This window comes from Cephaloticoccus capnophilus (assembly GCF_001580045.1).
GTDB classification, from domain to species: Bacteria; Verrucomicrobiota; Verrucomicrobiia; order Opitutales; family Opitutaceae; genus Cephaloticoccus; species Cephaloticoccus capnophilus.
The window spans coordinates 1-18,243 of record NZ_LSZP01000037.1; the positions used below are offsets into that span (position 1 = coordinate 1).

Here is an 18,243-nt window from a genome sequence, read left to right on the forward strand (position 1 = left end):
GAGTGGGAAAAAGGCATCAGTAGCGCGGCTCGCGTTTGAAACGGGAACAGTCTCTGGGGCTGCTGCTGGAACGAAGGCGTGCGCGTAGGCGTGTGGCGGTCGCTTAACGCGCAAACGCGTAGGCGTTGTGGAAGAGTTGCATCCAGGGGCTATCTTCGGGCCAGTTGGCGGGCGCCCAGCTTAGCGAGCAGGTGCGGAAGACGCGCTCGGGGTGCGGCATCATGATTGTGACGCGACCGTCGCGCGTGGTCAGTGCCGTCAAGCCTTCGGGGGATCCGTTGGGGTTGAGCGGGTAGTTTTCTGTGGGTGCGTGGTGGTTATCGACGAAGCGCGCGGCGGCGAGCGGCGTGGCGTTGAAGGCTGCGGCGGCGTCTGTGCTGGGGAATTCGCAAAAGCCTTCGCCGTGGGCGACGACGACGGGGAGCACAGAGCCCGCCATGCCGCGAAGGAGCACACTGGGGCTGTCTTCGATTTTTACCGACACGAGTCGCGATTCGTATCGCTCGGATTTGTTTTGGACGAAGCGGGGCCAGCCGTCTGCGCCGGGGATGAGTTCGTGCAAGTTGCTGAGCATTTGACAGCCGTTGCAGACGCCGAGTGAGAAGCTGTCTTCGCGCGCGAAGAAGTCGGCAAACTCGGCCCGCGCGCGTTCGTTAAAGAGGATAGTCTTTGCCCAACCTTCGCCTGCACCGAGGACGTCGCCGTAGCTGAAGCCACCGCAAGCGGCGAGGCCGGCGAAGTCGCGCAGCGTCACGCGGCCCGCGAGGATGTCGCTCATGTGCACATCGACCGCGCGGAATCCGGCGCGGGTGAAGGCGGCGGCCATCTCGATTTGGCCGTTAACGCCTTGTTCGCGAAGAATGGCAACAGTCGGGCGCTGGTCGCGGCGTGGCGCTGGGCTAAGCGTGAAGGTCACTTTTGGCGTAATGCCCGGGTCCCTACGGTCGAGTTTGAGTTGGTAGTCTTGTTCGGCGCAGTCGGGGTTATCGCGTTTTTGTGCGATTCGGCGCGTCGTGTCCGACCAGAGTGCGCGGAGTGCAAAGAGGTCTTCCTCCCAAAGTAGGTCGCCGTTTTGCGCGGCGACTTTTACTTGGTGTGCATCGGGCGTGGGGCGGCCGATTTCGTGTGTGCAATCGTCGAGGCCGTGGGTGTTGAGGATGGCGTGGACCTGTGCGAGGTTGGCGTTGCGAACTTGGATAACCGCGCCGAGTTCTTCGCTGAAAAGGGTCGCCGCTCCTTTTATTTGGCGAGGCGTCGTTGCGGCGTCGTCTTTGGGGAGCACGATCTCTACGCCGCAGTGTCCGGCGAAGGCCATTTCCACGAGCGTCGTGAAGAGTCCACCGTCGCTGCGGTCGTGATAAGCGAGGAGTTTACGGTCGCGGCTCAGTACCTGGATGGCGTCCCAAAAGGCTTTGAGGTCGCGTGGTGAATCGACGTCGGGCGTAGCCTCGCCGATTTGCGAAAAGGTCTGCGCGAGGATGGAGCCACCGAGTCGGTTTTGACCGCGCCCGAGGTCGATGAGCAGAAGCGTAGTGTCGGCATCGCGCACGAGTTGCGGTGTGAGCGAGAGCCGCACGTCTTCGACGGCGGCGAAGGCCGAGACGATGAGCGAGACGGGGGCGGTGACGCGTTTTTGTGCGCCGCTTGTTTCGTCCGCCCAGACGGTGCTCATAGAGAGCGAGTCTTTGCCAACGGGAATGGTGATCCCGAGCGCGGGGCAAAGCTCGAGGCCGACGGCGCGGACAGCGGCGTAGAGCTCGGCGGCGTCGCCGGGCTGATCCGGTGCGGCCATCCAGTTGGCCGAGAGGTTGACCTTGCCTAAGGGCCCGACCTGGGCTGCGGCGAGGTTGGTTAACGCTTCGCCGACGGCGAGCCGCGCGCTGGCGGCGGCGTTGTTGATGGCGACGGGCGTGCGCTCGCCCATTGCCATCGCCTCGCCGGTGTTGGTGTCGAAAGCGGCCGCGGTGACGCCGCAATCGGCGACGGGTACTTGCCACGGCCCGACCATTTGGTCGCGAACGATGAGGCCGCCGACGGAGCGGTCGCCGATGGTGATGAGGAAGCTTTTATCGGCGACGGTGGGGTGGGAGAGGACACGCTGCACGGCTTCGGCGAGTGTCGCGCCGCCGAGGTCGAGCGGATGTTGTGGGCGGGCGAGGGTAGTCTCGCGGCGGTGCATGCGGGGCGGTTTGCCCAAGAGCACGTCGAGCGGGAGGTCGATCGGGCGGTTGGCGAAGTGGGGATCTTCGACAACGAGGTCTTTGCGCTCGGTGGCCTCGCCTACGATGGCGAAGGGGGCGCGCTCGCGGTGGCAAATTTGCTCAAAGGTGGCGAGCCGCGCGGCAGGGACGGACAGGACGTAGCGTTCTTGGGATTCGTTGCACCAGATCTCGAGCGGCGACATGCCGGGCTCGTCGTTGGGGAGTTTGCGCAGGTCGAAGCGGCCGCCGCGGCCAGCGTCGTTGACGAGTTCGGGGAGCGCGTTGGCCATGCCGCCTGCGCCGACGTCGTGGATAAAGCTGATCGGGTTTTCTGCGCCGAGGGCCCAACAGCGGTCGATGACTTCTTGGCAGCGGCGTTGCATCTCGGCGTTGTCGCGTTGCACGGAGGCGAAATCGAGCGACTCAGTGCCGGAGCCGCTAGCGACTGAGCTCGCCGCCCCGCCGCCTAGGCCGATTAACATGCAGGGGCCGCCGAGAACGATGAGATGGTCGCCGGGCGCGATTTCGCCTTTCTCAACGTGCTCAGCGCGGATGTTACCGAGCCCACCCGCAAGCATGATGGGTTTGTGGTAACCCCTGAGCTCGGGGGCGCAGTCCTCACTTGTCGGGCGAGTCGCCGTTGTCGGCGCGTTGTCTTCTTTAGACCTTGGTGCGTCGCCGGGCTTGGTTTTTTCTCGCGCGGGCACGGCAGCCTCAAATGTGCGGAAGTAGCCGTTGATGGCGGGGCGGCCAAACTCGTTATTAAAGGCTGCGCCGCCGAGCGGGGCGTCGATCATGATGTCGAGCGCGGAGGCGATGCGGGCGGGTTTGCCGTAGTCGTGTTCCCAAGGTTGGGGCGCGTCGGGTAGTTTTAGGTTGGATACGGTGAAGCCCACGAGTCCGGCCTTGGGGCGTGAGCCGCGTCCGGTCGCGCCTTCGTCGCGAATCTCGCCGCCGGAGCCGGTGGCCGCGCCTGGGTAGGGAGAGATGGCGGTCGGGTGGTTGTGGGTTTCGACTTTGCAGAGCAGGTGGATGGGCTCGGGGTGCGCGTCGTAGTCGCCGGTGAGTGGATCGGTAAAGAAGCGTCCGCCGTGCGTGCCGGTGATGACGGCGGCATTGTCTTTGTAGGCGGAGAGGATGCCGTCGCTGTGGAGCTGGTGGGTGTTGCGAATCATCGCAAAGAGCGAGTGGGCTTGAGGCTGCCCATCGATTTCCCAAGTGGCGTTAAAAATTTTGTGGCGGCAGTGCTCGGAGTTGGCCTGCGCGAACATCATGAGTTCGACGTCGGCGGGGTCGCGCCCAAGGCGGCTGAAGGCCTCGGCGAGATAGTCGATCTCGTCGGGCGCGAGCGCGAGGCCAAGCTCGCGGTTGGCGGTTTCGAGCGCGCTGCGGCCTTTGGCGAGGAGCGGGATCGTGCGCAGCGGGCGAGGGGCCTCGTGGCGAAAGAGCGCGGCGCACTCGTCGAGCGTGTCGAAGGCCGCTTGCGTCATCGGGTCGATGAGGGCTGCGCGCAACGCGTTCAGTTGGGCCGTGTTGAGGACATGGAGGGGCGGCTGAAGCGCGGCGTTATCAAGGATGAGCGTGTACTCGACGACGCGTTCGATTCGGCAGATTTTGTCGAGTCCGCAGAGTCGGGCGATGTCGGTCGCCTTCGACGACCAAGGCGAAATCGTCCCGGGACGGGGACTTACCACTAACTGAAGTCCGCTTTGGCCGCCGCGGCTCGACTTGGCTTCACGGCTAGGGCCGTAGCTGAGGAGCCTTTCGAGTATGGCGTGCTCCTGCGGCGTGAGGTCGCCACTTGTGTTGCAGAGGTGGATGAAGTGCGCCTCAATCGCCCGCAACGGCAGGCGGTGCTCGTCGCTCAGCGTTTTGAGGAGTTTTTCGAGCCGGAATGGGGATAAGGCAGCAGAGCCGCGAAGCGTAAGCATGATCGGAGTAGAGCCAATCCGAATGATCCGCCTCGCGTCAACGAGGCATGCACTGAGTGCCACTACGCGTGGTGCGGTGGCATGCTGCCACTTCCATTTAAATCACGATTTGGCCCGGAGGCGTTGCCTCCGAACACAAATCGCGATTTTGACCGGAGCCTTCTTTCGCGACGCGAGGATATCCTTCAAATTTGGGATTTCGTGGTCGCGCAACGCGCGAGCCGAAATCCCAAATTGAACGGGTGCAGGCACAGCCTGCCGCCCCACGCGGAGTGGTGGTTCGTCATTGCCAACCTTCTTTTGAGAACACTACTCGTAATGAAGTATAAACAAGTCAGGAGATATAGAAATGAACCCCACTTTTCTTAAAATTATAGGGTACTTGAAAATGGTTGCCGCATCCGTAGCTGGGGCTGGCTACAGTCCAGGAATAAATGCTCAAGGAGCCAATATGATCATGACAGTCAATAATGAACAATCCGTGACGTTACCACGCCCGCCACTCAAAATTCCGATGCCGCTGGACAAGGCGGGGTACAAGGTGGATGTAACGTTTGAAGTGCCGCCGTTACCCAGGAGAATGACCTACCTAAGCCATTTGATCGGGTTGCGCATTTTATTCACTACGGGAGATCTAAATTTACTAAGAGCCTTGGAAGCGCATCCAGTTGAAGTGCGCCTTTCTCTGCATCGTATCGAAGACGGCAGGGAAGTTAGAATTCCATTGCGCGACCGAAAAAGGGTTTCTGGCTTTGGTGAATATCCTCGTCGATATGAAATATTTGAGATTCCAGAAGGAAAGGCGACGGCATCTCTATATTACGCCGAACACTTCGGCGCACCGCAAGGGACGCCCAATGGTTCGACTATGGTAATGAACTTGGCTGGAGCGGGTACAGCCGTTACCCCTGGTGTTTATCGATTTCAAGTCGAAACCTTGGAGGATATTCCCGCGCTGAGTGGCTTCACCTCATTTTTTGTATACGAAAAATACCTGAAAAGATAATTCGACGCTATCGGAGGTGGTTTTGGAAAAACCCGCCCCGTTCAGCCCAATCCCCTCGCATTCCTGGGGATAAATAGCCATGAAGTCAGAATTGAATTTTTTGGTTATCAAAAACGAAACGCTTTTTATTGATGGCATTGATTTTTGTGACACTTTATTTATCAGGCCAAAGATAAACGGCATGGATATCATTGCGGATTTTTATAACAATGATTGCTTGGCTGTTGCTGACGAATGGATTAATGCCTCAGTGAGGTCAATGGCTGCACTCACTGAGTGCCACTACGCGTGGGGCGGCAGCGTGTCGCTGCACCCGTTCAATCTGGGGATTGGCCCCGTCGCGAAGCGACGAAGCCAATCCCCAGATTTGAAGTCCCTTCTCCTTGTCGCGTTGCGACAAGGAAGGGGTAAGGAAATGGGGAGCGCCGCGGGTTTCCCGAGACGGGAAGAATCACGAAAAGCCCACGTCCCAAAGTTTGGGTTCCTTTTTACAGAGCCTTCTTTCGCGATGTGAGGATCTCCTTTAAATTTGGGATTTCGTGATCGCGCAACGCGCGAACCGAAATCCCAAATTGAACGGGTGCAGGCACAGCCTGCCGCCCCACGCGTAGTGGAGCTAGGTCTGTGAGCTCTGACACTGACCGCGCGGTCAGTCGTGAACCGCTTCCATTTTGTCGGCGACGCAGGGCCTGCAGGCTGGGTTATTTTGCGAGTGCTGCAGGCGCCACAAATCCGTTGACGGGTGCGGGAGGGCAGGGCGCAATCGCCGCCCCGTGTCTAAGCCAACCCACTCGCTGCGCCGCCGATATCGCTGCGCACCCCACTCTCCCCGCAGCCGCTGCCACCACCGATGAGCGACAAAGTCACCCATGAGTGCGGAGTCGCGCTAGTCCGGCTCCTCAAACCGCTTTCTTATTACCAGGAGAAATACGGCAACCCGCTCTGGGGCTTTACTAAGCTGTTCCTTCTCATGGAGAAGCAGCACAACCGTGGCCAAGACGGCGCGGGTGTGGCCTGTGTAAAGCTGGGCATGCCGGCGGGCGAGCCCTTCATGTTTCGCGAGCGCAGCGTCGAGCCCGAGCCGCTCAACAAAGTCTTCAAGTCGCTCCTCGCTCAATACGACCAGCAGGTGCAGGCGGGCACGGTGCATCCCGAGTTTCCCGAGACGGTGAAGCGCGGTTTTTCGTTTGGCGGCGAGCTACTCATGGGGCACCTGCGCTATGGGACGAGCGGCGGCTACAGCATGCTTTCGTGCCACCCGTATTTCCGGCGTAGTCCGTGGCCGACGCGCAACCTCGCCCTGTGTGGTAACTTTAACCTCACCAACACCACCGAGCTCAACGCCTCGCTGACAGCGATGGGCCAGCACCCGATCTTTGCGACGGACACGCAGGCGATTTTGGAGAAAATCGGGTTCTCGCTCGATGAGGCGCACCAAGAGCTCTACCGCCAACTCCGCGCCGAAGGGCTCCCTGGCGACGCCATCTCGCAACGCATCAGCCGCGACCTCGACCTCGGGCGCGTCTTTACGCGCTCCGCCGAAGGCTGGGACGGCGGTTACACGCTCTGCGGCTTAATCGGTAACGGCGACGCCTTTATCGCGCGCGATCCCTTGGGCATTCGCCCGTGTTTCTATTTTCAAAATGACGAAGTCGTCGCCTTTGCCAGCGAGCGAGCGCCGCTGATGACGGTTTTCGACCTCGAAGCCCCGCAAGTCAGCGAGCTCGCGCCCGGGCACGTCATGGTCGTCAAGCACGACGGCTCGCTTAGCCAGACGCAGTTTGCCGCGCCGCAGCCGCGCGCGGAGTGCTCGTTTGAGCGGATTTATTTTTCGCGCGGTAACGACATCGACATTTACGAAGAGCGAAAGTCCCTCGGCGCGCGGCTCCTCCCGCAAGTCATTGCGGCGATCGATCATGACTGGGAGCGCAGCGTCTTTAGCTGTATCCCGAACACTGCCGAGGTCGCCTACTACGGGCTGATGTCTGCGCTGCGCGAACGCCGCCGCAGTGAGGTCAAAGCCGCGATACTTGCCGCGCACCGCAGCGGCGCCCTCGACGACGTGCTACTCGACGAACTCATCCTCAGCAACTGGCCGCGCAGCGAGAAAGTCGTCAGCAAGGACATCAAGCTGCGCACCTTCATCGGCCAAGAGACACTGCGCAACCAGCTCGCAAGCCACGTCTACGACATCACCTACGGCTCGGTAAATCCGGGCGACACGCTCGTTTGCGTGGATGACTCGATTGTGCGCGGGACGACCTTGCGCAAATCCATCCTGCGCATCCTCCAACGCCTGCACCCGCGCAAGATCGTCATCGTCTCCACCGCGCCGCAAATCCGCTACCCCGATTGCTACGGCATCGACATGTCGCAACTCGGCAAATTCATCGCCTTCGAGGCGGCCGTGGAGCTCATCAAAGAGCGCGGGATGACCGAGCTTTTGCGCGAAGTCTACGACCTGTGTCGGGCGGAAGTATCGGGCGGTGAGCCCGCGCGCACCAACCACGTCAAAAAAATCTACTCCCCCTTTAGCGCGGAGGAGATTTCCGCAAAAGTCGCGCAGCTTGTCTCTCCGCCGCCCAACGGCTGGGGCGGCCAAATCGAGGTCATCTTTCAAACCGTCGAAAACCTCCGCGCGGCGGTCCCGAATCACACTGGCGATTGGTATTTTACGGGCAACTACCCGACGCCCGGCGGCTACCGCGTCGTGAACCAAGCCTATCTCAACTTTTATGAAAAAACCGAAGCCCGCGCCTACTGAGGCTAAGGCGCGTGCAGCGAAGTGAGCTCCCGCTTGGGCGATTTGAAAAACTTAAGGGCAAAATACCGATGTCAGACACTCTCAGCTATGAATCCTCTGGCGTAGATTACGACCAGCTCGATGCCTTCAAACGCGCCTGCCAAGGTGCCGCGCGCACGACGGCACCGCTCCTCGCTGCGCACGGCTACAGCGAGCCCGCCAACACGCGCGGGGAGAGCTGTTACCTCATCGAAGCAGCCGACCACTACCTCGCGCATGTCGAAGAAGGGCTCGGCACCAAGAACCTGGTGGCCGATGCCGTTTACGCGAAACAGGGGCTCAACTTTTACCGCGAAATCGCGATCGATACGGTCGCCACAATCGTCAACGACCTCGTCACCTGTGGCGCGCTCCCAATCTCGGTCGCGATGCATGCGGCGGTGGGCGACTCGGCCTGGTTTGCCGATTCGGCGCGGATGCAAGCGCTCGTCGATGGCTGGGCCGAGGGCTGCCGACAGGCCCACGCAGTCTGGGGCGGCGGCGAAACGCCCACGCTGAAATCGATCGTCAACGAATCGGCAATCGTCCTCGCGGGCTCGGCGATTGGGCGGATCGCTCCGAAATCGCTGCGGATTACGGGCGAGGTGCGCGAAGGCGACCGCATCCTCTTTCTGGCAAGCTCCGGCGTGCAGACCAACGGGCTCTCGCTGTGCCGGCTCATCGCCGACCAACTCCCGAAAGGCTACGCGACGCCACTCGCGGACTTCGTCCCGACGGCGGGCTCGAGCGAAGGCCAAAGCTACGGCGAGGCCTTACTCGCGCCCTCAGTGATTTACGTAAACTTCGTCGCCGAGTGCCAACGGCGGGGGCTGCCGCTCAACTACGTGGCGCACGTTACCGGTCACGGCTGGCGCAAACTCATGCGCTTGGAAGAGCCCTTTGTTTACGAGATCACGGAGCCGCGCGAGCCCTTGCCCGTGTTTCAGTTTTTGGAAAAAGCGGGGCCGATTTCGCGGCGCGAACTGTATGCGACCTACAACATGGGTGTGGGCTTTGCGGCGTATGTCGCGCCCGAATACACGGAGGCGGTGCTGGCCGCTGCGCGCGAAACCGGCTACGATGCTTGGCTCGCTGGAACCGTGAAAAAAGAAGGCACGCGCAAAGCGGTGGAAATCCCGTCACTGGGCCTCAGCTACGAGGCCGACACACTGGCTCTGCGCTAAACGAGTGCGTCGGTGCGGGTGGATAAACCCGCGCGCGGCGTCTTGCCCGCTTGGTCGCATAGGGTGAGGGAGCCGCAGGCGCTCTTTTTCTCCGTAGGCGCTCCTTTTATTGAGCGATCAGCTTGTTGGCGAGATGTCGTAGCGCGCGGCGTCTGCCAATAATGGCAGGGACGGTGCCCCTTGGCCGCCTCATCGTTGTCGCGTGAGCGTGAGTGGGAGCGGCCACTCGCCTCGTCATTCCTCTAGCTCGACGTTCCAGTAAGCGTGATCGAGGAAGCCCTTCCACGCTTCGTGCGGCCGGTTGCCGAGCACGAGCGAGATGACGGGCCGCCACTTGGGGCGCACGGGTTTGCGGATGAGCCGCATGCCGGCTTGATGCGGCAGCCGGTTTGCCTTGCGCGAGTTACACGGGATGCAGGAGCACACGATGTTTTCCCACGTCGTGCGCCCGCCGTGGTCGCGCGGGATGACGTGGTCGAGGTTGAGCTCGGCGCGGGGGAAGACCTTGGCGCAGTACTGGCAGGTGTTTTTGTCGCGCTCGAAGACGTTGTTGCGCGTGAGTTTGACGTCTTTGCGGGGCAGCCGGTCGAAGACGCTGAGGAGAATCACGCGCGGCAACCGAATGGCTCGGGTGGGCGTGTGCACGATTTCGAGCGGCTCGTCGCGCGGCGGGCGCGAGGCCGAGAAATCGATCCACTCCAGCAGCCCAAAGGTGCGGAAATCGTCGTCCTCGTTGTAAACGACTTGCGCATGGCCGCGTGCGAGGATGGCGAAGGCGCGGCGCGCCGCGATTACGTTAACCGCCTGCCATAGGCGGTTTAACACGAGCACCGGTTGGTCCAGTACGGCGTCCATAACAGGTGCTGCGAATAGCCGCGCGCGTTAGCGGCTGTCAATGGTCGGCACGCTTTCCTTGCGTTAATGTGACAAAATTCGCGCGCGGTTTCGGCTGCGCGCGCCGCCGAAAGTGAGTCTGCCGCGTTCGTGTTTTGCTAAAAAAAGCGCGGCTGGGTGTGCTGTGTCCTTGACAGCGATTTGGGGTGGCTTAGCTCTCGGCCTCTTTTCTCATGAAAACGATCCTCGCCAACAAAGAGACGGTGCAGCCCACGTGGCACCTCATTGACGCCGAAGGGCAAGTTTTGGGCCGTCTTGCGGTTAAGATCGCGAACTTGCTCCGCGGTCGGCACAAGCCTATCTACACTCCGCACGTCGATACCGGCGATTTCGTCGTAGTGGTGAACGCGGAGAAGGTCGTCCTCACCGGTAAGAAGGAGGAGCAAAACGAGTACATGTTCTTCTCTGGCTACATGGGTGGGGAGAGCCGTCGGAAGCTCTCCGATATGCGTAAGCAGCGCCCCGAGTTCATCCTTCAGCATGCCGTTAAGGGGATGCTCCCGAAGAACCGCCTGGCCGCCAAGATGCTGACCAAGCTGCGCGTCTTTACTGGCCCTAACCACACCCACGAGGCGCAGGCTCCCGTGAAGTTTGCCCTCTAAGTTTTAAGTCCACCTAGCCCACACGAGAATGAGCATTGAGGATTCCTCTGTTATTACCGCGACAGGTCGCCGCAAGACGGCCACGGCGCGCGTCCGCATCATCGAAGGCACGGGTAAGCTGATCGCCAATGGGCGCAGCTTCGATGCCTATTTCCCGCCTGAGAGCTTTTCCAAGGCTGCCAGTGCGCCGCTCGCGACCGCCGAGTTGCGCGACAAGTTTGATGTGACGGCCAACGTCTCCGGTGGCGGTGTGGCTGGCCAAGCCGGTGCAGTCGCCCACGGCATCGCCCGCGCGCTCCAAAAGTTCGACCCCGAGCTGCGGGCCGTCCTCAAAAAGGCCGGACATCTGACCCGCGACCCGCGCGAGAAAGAGCGTAAGAAGCCCGGTCAGCCCGGTGCGCGCAAACGCTTCCAGTTCTCCAAGCGCTAAGGCGCGAAGCGGCTTTTATTTGGCGTGCGGCTCGCTGGCCGCGCGTCGCGCTTTTCTACTTCCAACGGCTCCTTTTTCGGGGGCCGTTTTTTTGTGCATCTGAGTGAGCGGAAGGCACTTTGGGTAATTACCGAACTTATTGATGTCTCAAGGATTACGTAAACATCCTTATGACTAATCGGTTGCGCTTGCAGAGTTTTTTATCTCGTCTGTGACACAGCTTCAGTACCCCAGCCCTTAGCCCCGCAGGCGATTAATTGGTGGGTACTTGGCACACAAAAACTCCCTTTCCCAATAATCCTCACCTCCACAGCCAAGCCCAGCAATGGCCGAACGATTTCTCAAAAACGCTCAATCTCTGATTTCCGCGAGTGCGCTTTTGGGCGGGCAGCCGCAGAGACTGCGTTCGAGCGCGGGAGCCGAGTGCGGGCAAGGGCATAAGCGGGGCGATTTTACGACTTTGGCGGCGGGGAAAACCCCGCTCCGCCGTCAATAGGGAGCATAGGTCATACAGGGACCTAGGTGAAGCAAAACGGGCCGTGTCGTGCATGGGAGTGCGCGACACGGCCTCAGCACTCCACTCGCGGACTGTTTTTTTATTGGCGAGTTATTGGCGAGCTGCTGCGAGGCGCTCAGCCACTCGTTGGCGGCTCGTCGGAGGGCGGTGCTCTCTGCTGTTCTTCCGTTCTTACGCGCGGGCGGCGACTAGTGCGCAAGCGCGGTCGGCAGTTATCTGACTGGGCCCGCGCGGCGTGTGTGGGCTGATCGCGAGCCCGAAAAACCGCTTCCGAGGCGGCCTTAGCTTCCGAGCCGGACGCGATAGATCGCCCAGAGGGTTTCTCGGGCGGTTGCGGTGAACTCGCTGCCGGTGAACTTGAAGAGCAGGTCGCGTGGTGGGCCGCCGTTTCCTTCGGGCAGCGTCAGTTTTAGCGTTTGAATCGCTGTGGCGTGATGCGGATCAACGAGCGTTTGGGCAATCGGCTCACCTTCGAAGTGGTCGAGGTAGAGCTGCAAGTAAACGGGCTCTTTGGGCGCATCGGGTGGGATGCCGACTGATTCGTTTGCGAAAGCGAAGTTGTAGGGCAGGTCGACCACTGAAACCTCTAGGCTGCGGATGCCGTCGAGGACGGCGTCTTTCCAGACCCAAATCGGGTCTTGGGTAATGACGGGCAGGGCGAGTCGCTCGCCTTCTAGCGGCTCATCATCTTCGAGGCGTAGGGCACAGGTTTCTAGGTCGGGGACGAGCTGCTCGGCGTTGCGGGTGCGCAGTGAGTCGGCGTCGATGATTGCGCAGCGCGATTTTGCGAGGGCTTGTCCGTCAAAAAAGGCGCTTGCGGTGAGGGTTACCGGGAGCTCGGGGAGCTGTACGGGCCCGGCGTAGAGTGCGGAGTCGCTGCGTGGCTCGCTGCCGTCGAGCGTGTAACGCAATTCGCCAAAGTCGGCTTGGTTGGAGAGCTGAAATTGCGTGGGCGTGTAGATGACGGCTCCGGTGGCGTCGGCGGCGGGCAGTGCTTCGATTTGCACGCTAAAGGCCGAGTCGGCGGGGCGCAGTCCCGCGCGGATGATTCGACGTAGGTGTACGGCGATACGCGGGAGGAAGCGTTGCCAATCGCGCTGACTGGCGGGCGACCACGCGTTTTCGGCGGCGGCGCAGAGGCGCGGGTAGAGCATGTGTTCTACCTGCTCGGCCGTGCGCACGTACTCCGTCCAGAGGTTGGCTTGGTAACCGATGACGTGGCGTGCGGTTTTCTCGTCAAGGTCAGCAGGCACGGGCTCGAACTCGTAGAGTTTCCTCAGGGGAATCATGCGGTCGTGCCCCGGCGGCTCGTCGTGTGCCAGGGATTGGACGCGATTGAGGTAGGCGTAGTTGGTCGGGCACATCACGACGTCGTGGCCTGCCCGTGCCGCGATGGCGGCGTTTTCTATTGTGTGCCAGACCATGACGTTTGCGCCTTCGGGGAGCGGGCCTCCTTCTAAAATCTCGTCCCAGCCGATAAGTTTGCGGTTGTTGGCGGTGAGGAACTGGGCGATGCGACGGATGAACCAGCTTTGGAGGGCGTTTTCGTCGGCGAGGCCGAGTTCGCGGATTTTTGCTTGGGCGCTGGGGGAGCGTTTCCAGTGGTGCTTTATGGCTTCGTCACCGCCGATGTGGATGTAGCTGCTGGGAAAGAGGGCTATGACCTCGCGCAGTACGTTTTCCAAAAATATGAAGGTGGCGTCGTCTACGTTAAAGAGGAAGGGGTGGATGCCCCACTCGGGGGCGACGGTGGTTTCCTCGCCAGTCGAGCCGAACTCGGGGTAGGCCGCGATGGCTGCGCGGGCGTGGCCGGGGACTTCGATTTCGGGGACGATTGTGACGTGTTGCTCGGCGGCGTACGCGACGATTTCGCGGACTTCGCCCTGTGTGTAAAAGCCGCCGTAGCGAAGCGGCTGTCCATCGGGGCCGCGACCGGCCTTGCCCGCGGGGATGCGCCAGGCTCCGACTTCGGTGAGTTTCGGGTACTGCTTGATTTCGAGTCGCCAGCCTTGGTCGTCTGTGAGGTGCCAGTGGAGGGTGTTGAGTTTGTGGAGGGCCGCTTGGTCGATGAGCTGCTTAATTTGCGCGATGGGCTGGAGGTGGCGCGAGGAATCCAGCATGAAGCCGCGCCAAGCGAAGCGGGGGTGATCTTCGATGAGTAGCTCGGGCAGTGTCGCGGGGAGGCCGGGCTCAGTTGCCGCGCCGAGGAGCTGCCAAAGGGTAGTATGGGCGTAAAAGAGGCCGGCTTCGTCGGTCGCGAGGATGCGGATGTGCCCGGGAGTGATGTGTAAGGTGTAGGCTTCGGGACGGAGCTTTGGCGGGGTTTCGAGCTCAAAGCGGATGGTGCCGCGCTCGGGATCGGGCGCAGCGCTCGCCTCGCGGTACTCTAGGGTAAGGCCGCTCGACTCTTTGAGCCTAGCGATAAATCGGGCCGCGGCTTTGGTTTCAGCGGGGTGACCAGCGATGACTAGGCTCTGTGAGGTGAGGGTGAAGTGACCGGTTCCGCGCTCGACCTTTACGGGATAGGGCACGAGCGGAAGGGGGCGTTGAGGGCTGAGTTCTTCTGAATAAGTCATTGTTTAATAATAATTTGAGAAAATATTGGAATGCAGGAGCAGCACGGTGAGCTGACAGTCGCGCGGGGTGGGCGGTTTCCTTTTTTTCGTTGGGGGGTAAACAAAAAGAGCCGCCCTAAGGGTCTGTTCCCGTTTCAAACGTGGCCGCGACGGAGTCAGATTTTATGTGCAGCAAGGCGCGAGAAGCGAAGTTTGCTCATGCAAATGAGCGACGAGCAACGCCGCGGCGCGCAAAATCTGGCCCGTCCCTTCGGGCTGCGCCCAAAATCTCGCCATACGGCGTTGCAGCCTTTGCCAAGGTTGTAACATTGGCTGCATGCTGCGCCTAGTCTGGCGAAATTTTAGGCAGCAGCGCGGCTCGCGTTTGAAACGGGAACAGACCCCGGGACGGCTCGCGAGAAAAAGGAACTGGGCAAGGCTGCTTACAGGTGCCGACTGAGTTCTTGGATGAAGGCTTGGGCGTCGGCAGGGCTGGGTTGGTAGCCGGGTTGCGAGATTTCGGTAAACCCGGGGCGGCCGTAGTTATCGACCATCCACTTGCCAGTGACGCCGTCGCTAAAGCGAACGGTCCCGCTGGCGAGTGCGCCGGGGAGGAGCGTTACGGCGTCAAGCGTCACGGTGACGTTGGCCGCTGCACCCGCTCCATCGGCTGCGGCGGGTGGCAACGCGTCGGGTTCGGGGACGGCGTCTGCGTCGCTGCCGTCATCCGCATTTGCAGCGCTGGTCGCTGCGGCGGGCATCGTCGGCGGTGGCGCTGGGTTGCTGACGTCGCTGGCGTCGGCGGTGCTGGCAGGGTCTTGGAGACTGAGGTCGAGGTCGTCGACGAGGAAGCGCACGTCCATGTAAGTCATGCTGACTTGGAACTCGTCTTGGAGTTTTTTCTGGACGGTGGAGAGGTTGTCGCCTGCAGCGACCCAAGCGGCTACGGCTCGGTTTTGATCGGGAGAAAGGCTCATGGCGAAAGAGTGGCGCGAGTGGGTGGTCGCCGCGCGCGGTGCGGCGAGCACGGCGTCGGCGTGACTTAGCGGGCGAGTTGGGTTTTGAGAAACTCGATACTGCCGCGCATGCTGGGGTCTTGCTCAATCATGTTATCGACGGCTTTGCAGGCGTGAATGACAGTGCCGTGGTCGCGCCCGCCAAAGGCGTCGCCGATGTCTTGGAGCGAGTGCTTGGTGAGTTTGCGCGAGAGGAACATCGCGATTTGGCGCGGGATGGCGATGTTGTTGGGGCGGCGTTTGCTGGTCATATCGCTGTGGCGGATCTGGAAGTGGTCGGCCACGCGTTTCTGGATGACGTCGATGGTGAGGAGGTTTTGCGCCTGCTCGATGAGGACGTCTTGGAGGAGTTTCTCGGCGGTGGGGATGTCGAGGGGGCGACCCGTGAGGGCGGCGTAACTGCTGACTTTGATGAGGGCACCTTCGAGGCGACGGACGTTGCCCGAGAGGCGTTGGGCGATGAAGGTGATGACCTCGTGCGGGACGTCGGCCTTAAGCGTCGCGGCCTTCGAGCGCAGGATGGCGACGCGGGTTTCGTAGTCGGGGGCTTGGATGTCGGCGGGTAGGCCCCACTCGAAGCGCGAGACGAGGCGGGCCTCCAGTTGCTGGATTTCGCTGGCGCGGCGGTCGCTGGAGAGGACGATTTGCTTACCGGACTCGAAGAGGTCGTTAAAGGTGTGGAAGAATTCCTCTTGGATGCGCTCTTTGCCGGCGAGGAATTGGACGTCGTCGAGGAGCAACACGCTGGCACGGCGGTAGCGTTGGCGGAATTTGGTGAGGCTGTTTTCCTGGAGGGCCTGGATGAACTCGTTGGTGAAGCGCTCGGTGGAGAGGTAAACGACGCGGGCGTCGGGCCGGTTTTGGAGGATGGCGTGGCCGATGGCGTGCATGAGGTGCGTTTTGCCGAGGCCGGTGTCTCCGTAGAGGAAGAGCGGGTTGTAGGCTTGCGCGGGCGCTTGAGCGACGGCCATTGCGGCGGCGTGTGCCATCTGGTTGTTCGCGCCGACAACGAGGGTGTCGAAGGTGTTGCGCGGGTTGAGCGTGGCCTCGGGGCGGCGACGCTCTGGGGCTGCCGCCCCCAATCTTGGCGACGCGTCGCGGTCGAAGCCCGTACCCGTTTGGGCGTGGTCGTTAACTCCGCGTCCGCCGGAAACGGCTCCACTGCTGCCGCGCGCATTTCCCTGTCCGTCGAGCAGTGCGGCGCTGTCGCTGTGGCCGCGATGGGCGTGGGCGGATTGCGGCGGGGCGGCCTTTTGGAGCGTGATGCTGAGCTCGCGTCCGTAGGCCAGGCTGAGGTGCTTGGAAATGAGGTCGAGGTAGTTCTCCTGAATCCAAATCGCGGCGAAATCGTTGGGCACGCCTAAGGTGATTGTGTCCTCGCCAAGTTCGATACAGTGCAGCGGCTCGAACCACATCTTAAACACGTCCTCTGAGAAAAATTGCTTAAGGCTTGTTTTGGCGGTCTCCCAAGGGCTGGGGGCGAGGGTGGCGGTGGGCATGGATGGGCGGCTTAGGAGGGTTTATTCACAAGGCTTGCCGATGGCTGTATTCTCCGTTGTGCGCGCCCGCGCTCCGACCGCCGAAAGAGGCGTAAAAATCGTGGTGCTCTAGCAGTGGCGATGGGTGAATCGTCCAAATGTATGTAAATCACTGATAGGTAGCGTGTAGCAGGATTATTCCTGTGCTGTGGATTGGGGCGTGTGGAACAACTTGAGAAAGAGCACCCGTGGGACTGGGCAAGGGAGGTGACTGACGTGGCGACTAACTGGGATGGGGAAAGCCCTTTCAAGGTCAACTTCCCAACAAGTTGTTCACAGCCCTTTTGCTCACAACTTTTCACATTTTTAGGTTGCCATGCTTTGCGGTGATTCGGGGGCAAAATGACTTGTTGATTATCCGTAATTTATGGGACGCGGACACTGCCCATTTACGCCAGAACAGTACCCTTGCGCAGCCCCTATTTAGCACGCCGCGATGCTGCTTTTTTCCACTGCGCGTGGTGCGGCAGCGTGTCGCTGCACCCATTTACAGAGCCGCTTGGTTGCCGTGCATTCGCACAGCAGCCAAGCGGCTCTGTGAAAAGGCCCCCAAACTTGGAGGCGGGAGTTTACTGGTGATTTTTCCCACCTCGCCCAAACGGGTTATCACTCTAATTTCCCCTCTCTGTCGCAACGCGACAGGGGGGAGTGCTTTCAAATTTGGGATTTCGCTTTCGCGCGATAGCGCGATGAGAAATCCCAAATTAAATGGAAGCGGTCACCGACCGCCGCCCCACGCGTAGTGGGAAAGTGACTCACGCGCAGTGGAAAAAAGCGTATTAGCGTGGCTCGGGCGGGCGATTTTCGACTATTGGGGCAGCTCTGCTGCGCTCGGCTCGGTCCATTTACCGTGTTCTTTGATGAGGTCGATGAGGCGGTCATCGGCTTCCGCTTGGGGGATGTTGTAGCGGATGCATTGTTTGCCGACGTAGAGGTTGATTTTGCCGGGGGCTCCGCCCACGTAGCCGAAGTCGGCGTCGGCCATTTCGCCTGGGCCGTTTACGATGCAGCCCATGATGGCGATTTTGACCCCTTTGAGGTGGCCGGTTTTGGCGCGGATACGCTGGGTGGTGGTTTGCAGGTCGAAGAGGGTGCGCCCGCAGCTCGGGCAGGCGACGAACTCGGTCTTGGTCGTGCGGGCGCCCGCGCCTTGGAGGACGTTGTAGGTGAGTTTGAGTGCGCGGATGGGGTCGGGCTCGGTCTCAATGCTGACCATGTCGCCAATGCCGTCGCAGAGGAGTGCGCCGCTGAGCGTGGCGGCGTCGAGGAGCCGCGAGAGAAAGTCGGGTTTGGGGGCGACGGCGCTTTGCTCGGTGTTTCGTATCCACAGCCGCTCGCTTGGTTTTTTTTGCGAGAGGAGCCTGTCCTCTGGTCGTAGGCCTTCGCCTCGTTTGGGTGAGTCTGCTCGGTCAAGTGCCTTGGCGAGTTGGCGGTAAGCGGTGAGTGCGGGGCCAGAGTCGCCTGCTTTGGCGTGCGGATCCGCTAACGTAAAAATCAAGGGGAGCGTTTCGCTTAGCTCGCGGAATGTGTCGGCGAGCGGGGCGACGTTTTCGGGGCGCAGCGCGACGGCGAGGGCGAGTCCGTGTT

General features: G+C 61.1%; 12 protein-coding genes. 6 read left to right on the plus strand and 6 right to left on the minus strand.

What is annotated here, in order from left to right; genetic code table 11:
• Nucleotides 1-103: 103 nt before the first annotated feature.
• Nucleotides 104-4,132: a phosphoribosylformylglycinamidine synthase gene (gene purL / locus AXK12_RS04395; protein WP_068711849.1), complete on the minus strand. Its 4,029-nt coding sequence runs from the start codon at nucleotides 4,130-4,132 to the stop codon at nucleotides 104-106.
• A gap of 349 nt (nucleotides 4,133-4,481) precedes the next feature.
• Between purL and AXK12_RS08980 the strand changes: the two genes are divergently transcribed.
• The 4 genes from AXK12_RS08980 (at nucleotide 4,482) to AXK12_RS04410 (ending at nucleotide 9,104) form a co-directional block, all read left to right on the plus strand.
• Entirely contained in the window at nucleotides 4,482-5,138 is a 657-nt protein-coding gene (locus AXK12_RS08980; RefSeq protein ID WP_156468861.1) for a hypothetical protein, read from the plus strand.
• A 79-nt stretch (nucleotides 5,139-5,217) separates the two neighbouring features.
• The gene (locus tag AXK12_RS04400; RefSeq protein ID WP_068711851.1) at nucleotides 5,218-5,652 is read left to right on the plus strand and encodes a hypothetical protein; all 435 of its coding nucleotides are present in this window, start codon (nucleotides 5,218-5,220) and stop codon (nucleotides 5,650-5,652) included.
• A 336-nt stretch (nucleotides 5,653-5,988) separates the two neighbouring features.
• Nucleotides 5,989-7,902 carry an amidophosphoribosyltransferase gene (locus AXK12_RS04405; protein WP_068711853.1) on the plus strand — a complete coding sequence of 638 codons (1,914 nt, stop codon included), beginning with the start codon at nucleotides 5,989-5,991 and terminating at the stop codon, nucleotides 7,900-7,902.
• 68 nt (nucleotides 7,903-7,970) lie between these two features.
• Complete coding sequence (locus tag AXK12_RS04410; protein WP_068711855.1) at nucleotides 7,971-9,104, plus strand: AIR synthase-related protein; 1,134 nt, start codon at nucleotides 7,971-7,973, stop codon at nucleotides 9,102-9,104.
• Nucleotides 9,105-9,338: 234 nt separating this feature from the next.
• Here AXK12_RS04410 and AXK12_RS04415 read toward each other — a convergent pair whose 3' ends face one another.
• Complete coding sequence (locus AXK12_RS04415) at nucleotides 9,339-9,959, minus strand: HNH endonuclease (protein WP_068711858.1); 621 nt, start codon at nucleotides 9,957-9,959, stop codon at nucleotides 9,339-9,341.
• 212 nt (nucleotides 9,960-10,171) lie between these two features.
• On the opposite strand from AXK12_RS04415, the gene rplM reads away from it, so the two are divergent.
• Both rplM and rpsI read left to right on the plus strand, forming a co-directional pair.
• The gene (gene rplM / locus AXK12_RS04420; RefSeq protein WP_068711859.1) at nucleotides 10,172-10,600 is read left to right on the plus strand and encodes a 50S ribosomal protein L13; all 429 of its coding nucleotides are present in this window, start codon (nucleotides 10,172-10,174) and stop codon (nucleotides 10,598-10,600) included.
• 28 nt (nucleotides 10,601-10,628) lie between these two features.
• Nucleotides 10,629-11,030, plus strand: coding sequence for a 30S ribosomal protein S9 (gene rpsI / locus AXK12_RS04425; RefSeq protein WP_068711860.1), 402 nt, complete (start codon nucleotides 10,629-10,631; stop codon nucleotides 11,028-11,030).
• Nucleotides 11,031-11,828: 798 nt separating this feature from the next.
• Here the strand turns inward: rpsI and AXK12_RS04430 are convergent.
• From AXK12_RS04430 to AXK12_RS09615, 4 genes are all read right to left on the minus strand, one after another.
• The gene (locus AXK12_RS04430) at nucleotides 11,829-14,123 is read right to left on the minus strand and encodes a beta-N-acetylhexosaminidase (RefSeq protein ID WP_068711861.1); all 2,295 of its coding nucleotides are present in this window, start codon (nucleotides 14,121-14,123) and stop codon (nucleotides 11,829-11,831) included.
• Nucleotides 14,124-14,545: 422 nt separating this feature from the next.
• On the minus strand, nucleotides 14,546-15,079 hold the full coding sequence (locus AXK12_RS04435) for a hypothetical protein (protein ID WP_068711896.1): 534 nt from the start codon (nucleotides 15,077-15,079) through the stop codon (nucleotides 14,546-14,548).
• A gap of 65 nt (nucleotides 15,080-15,144) precedes the next feature.
• The gene (dnaA, locus tag AXK12_RS04440; protein WP_068711863.1) at nucleotides 15,145-16,617 is read right to left on the minus strand and encodes a chromosomal replication initiator protein DnaA; all 1,473 of its coding nucleotides are present in this window, start codon (nucleotides 16,615-16,617) and stop codon (nucleotides 15,145-15,147) included.
• 847 nt (nucleotides 16,618-17,464) lie between these two features.
• Nucleotides 17,465-17,872: a hypothetical protein gene (locus AXK12_RS09615; RefSeq protein WP_484481981.1), complete on the minus strand. Its 408-nt coding sequence runs from the start codon at nucleotides 17,870-17,872 to the stop codon at nucleotides 17,465-17,467.
• Between the last annotated feature and the right edge of the window lie 371 nt (nucleotides 17,873-18,243).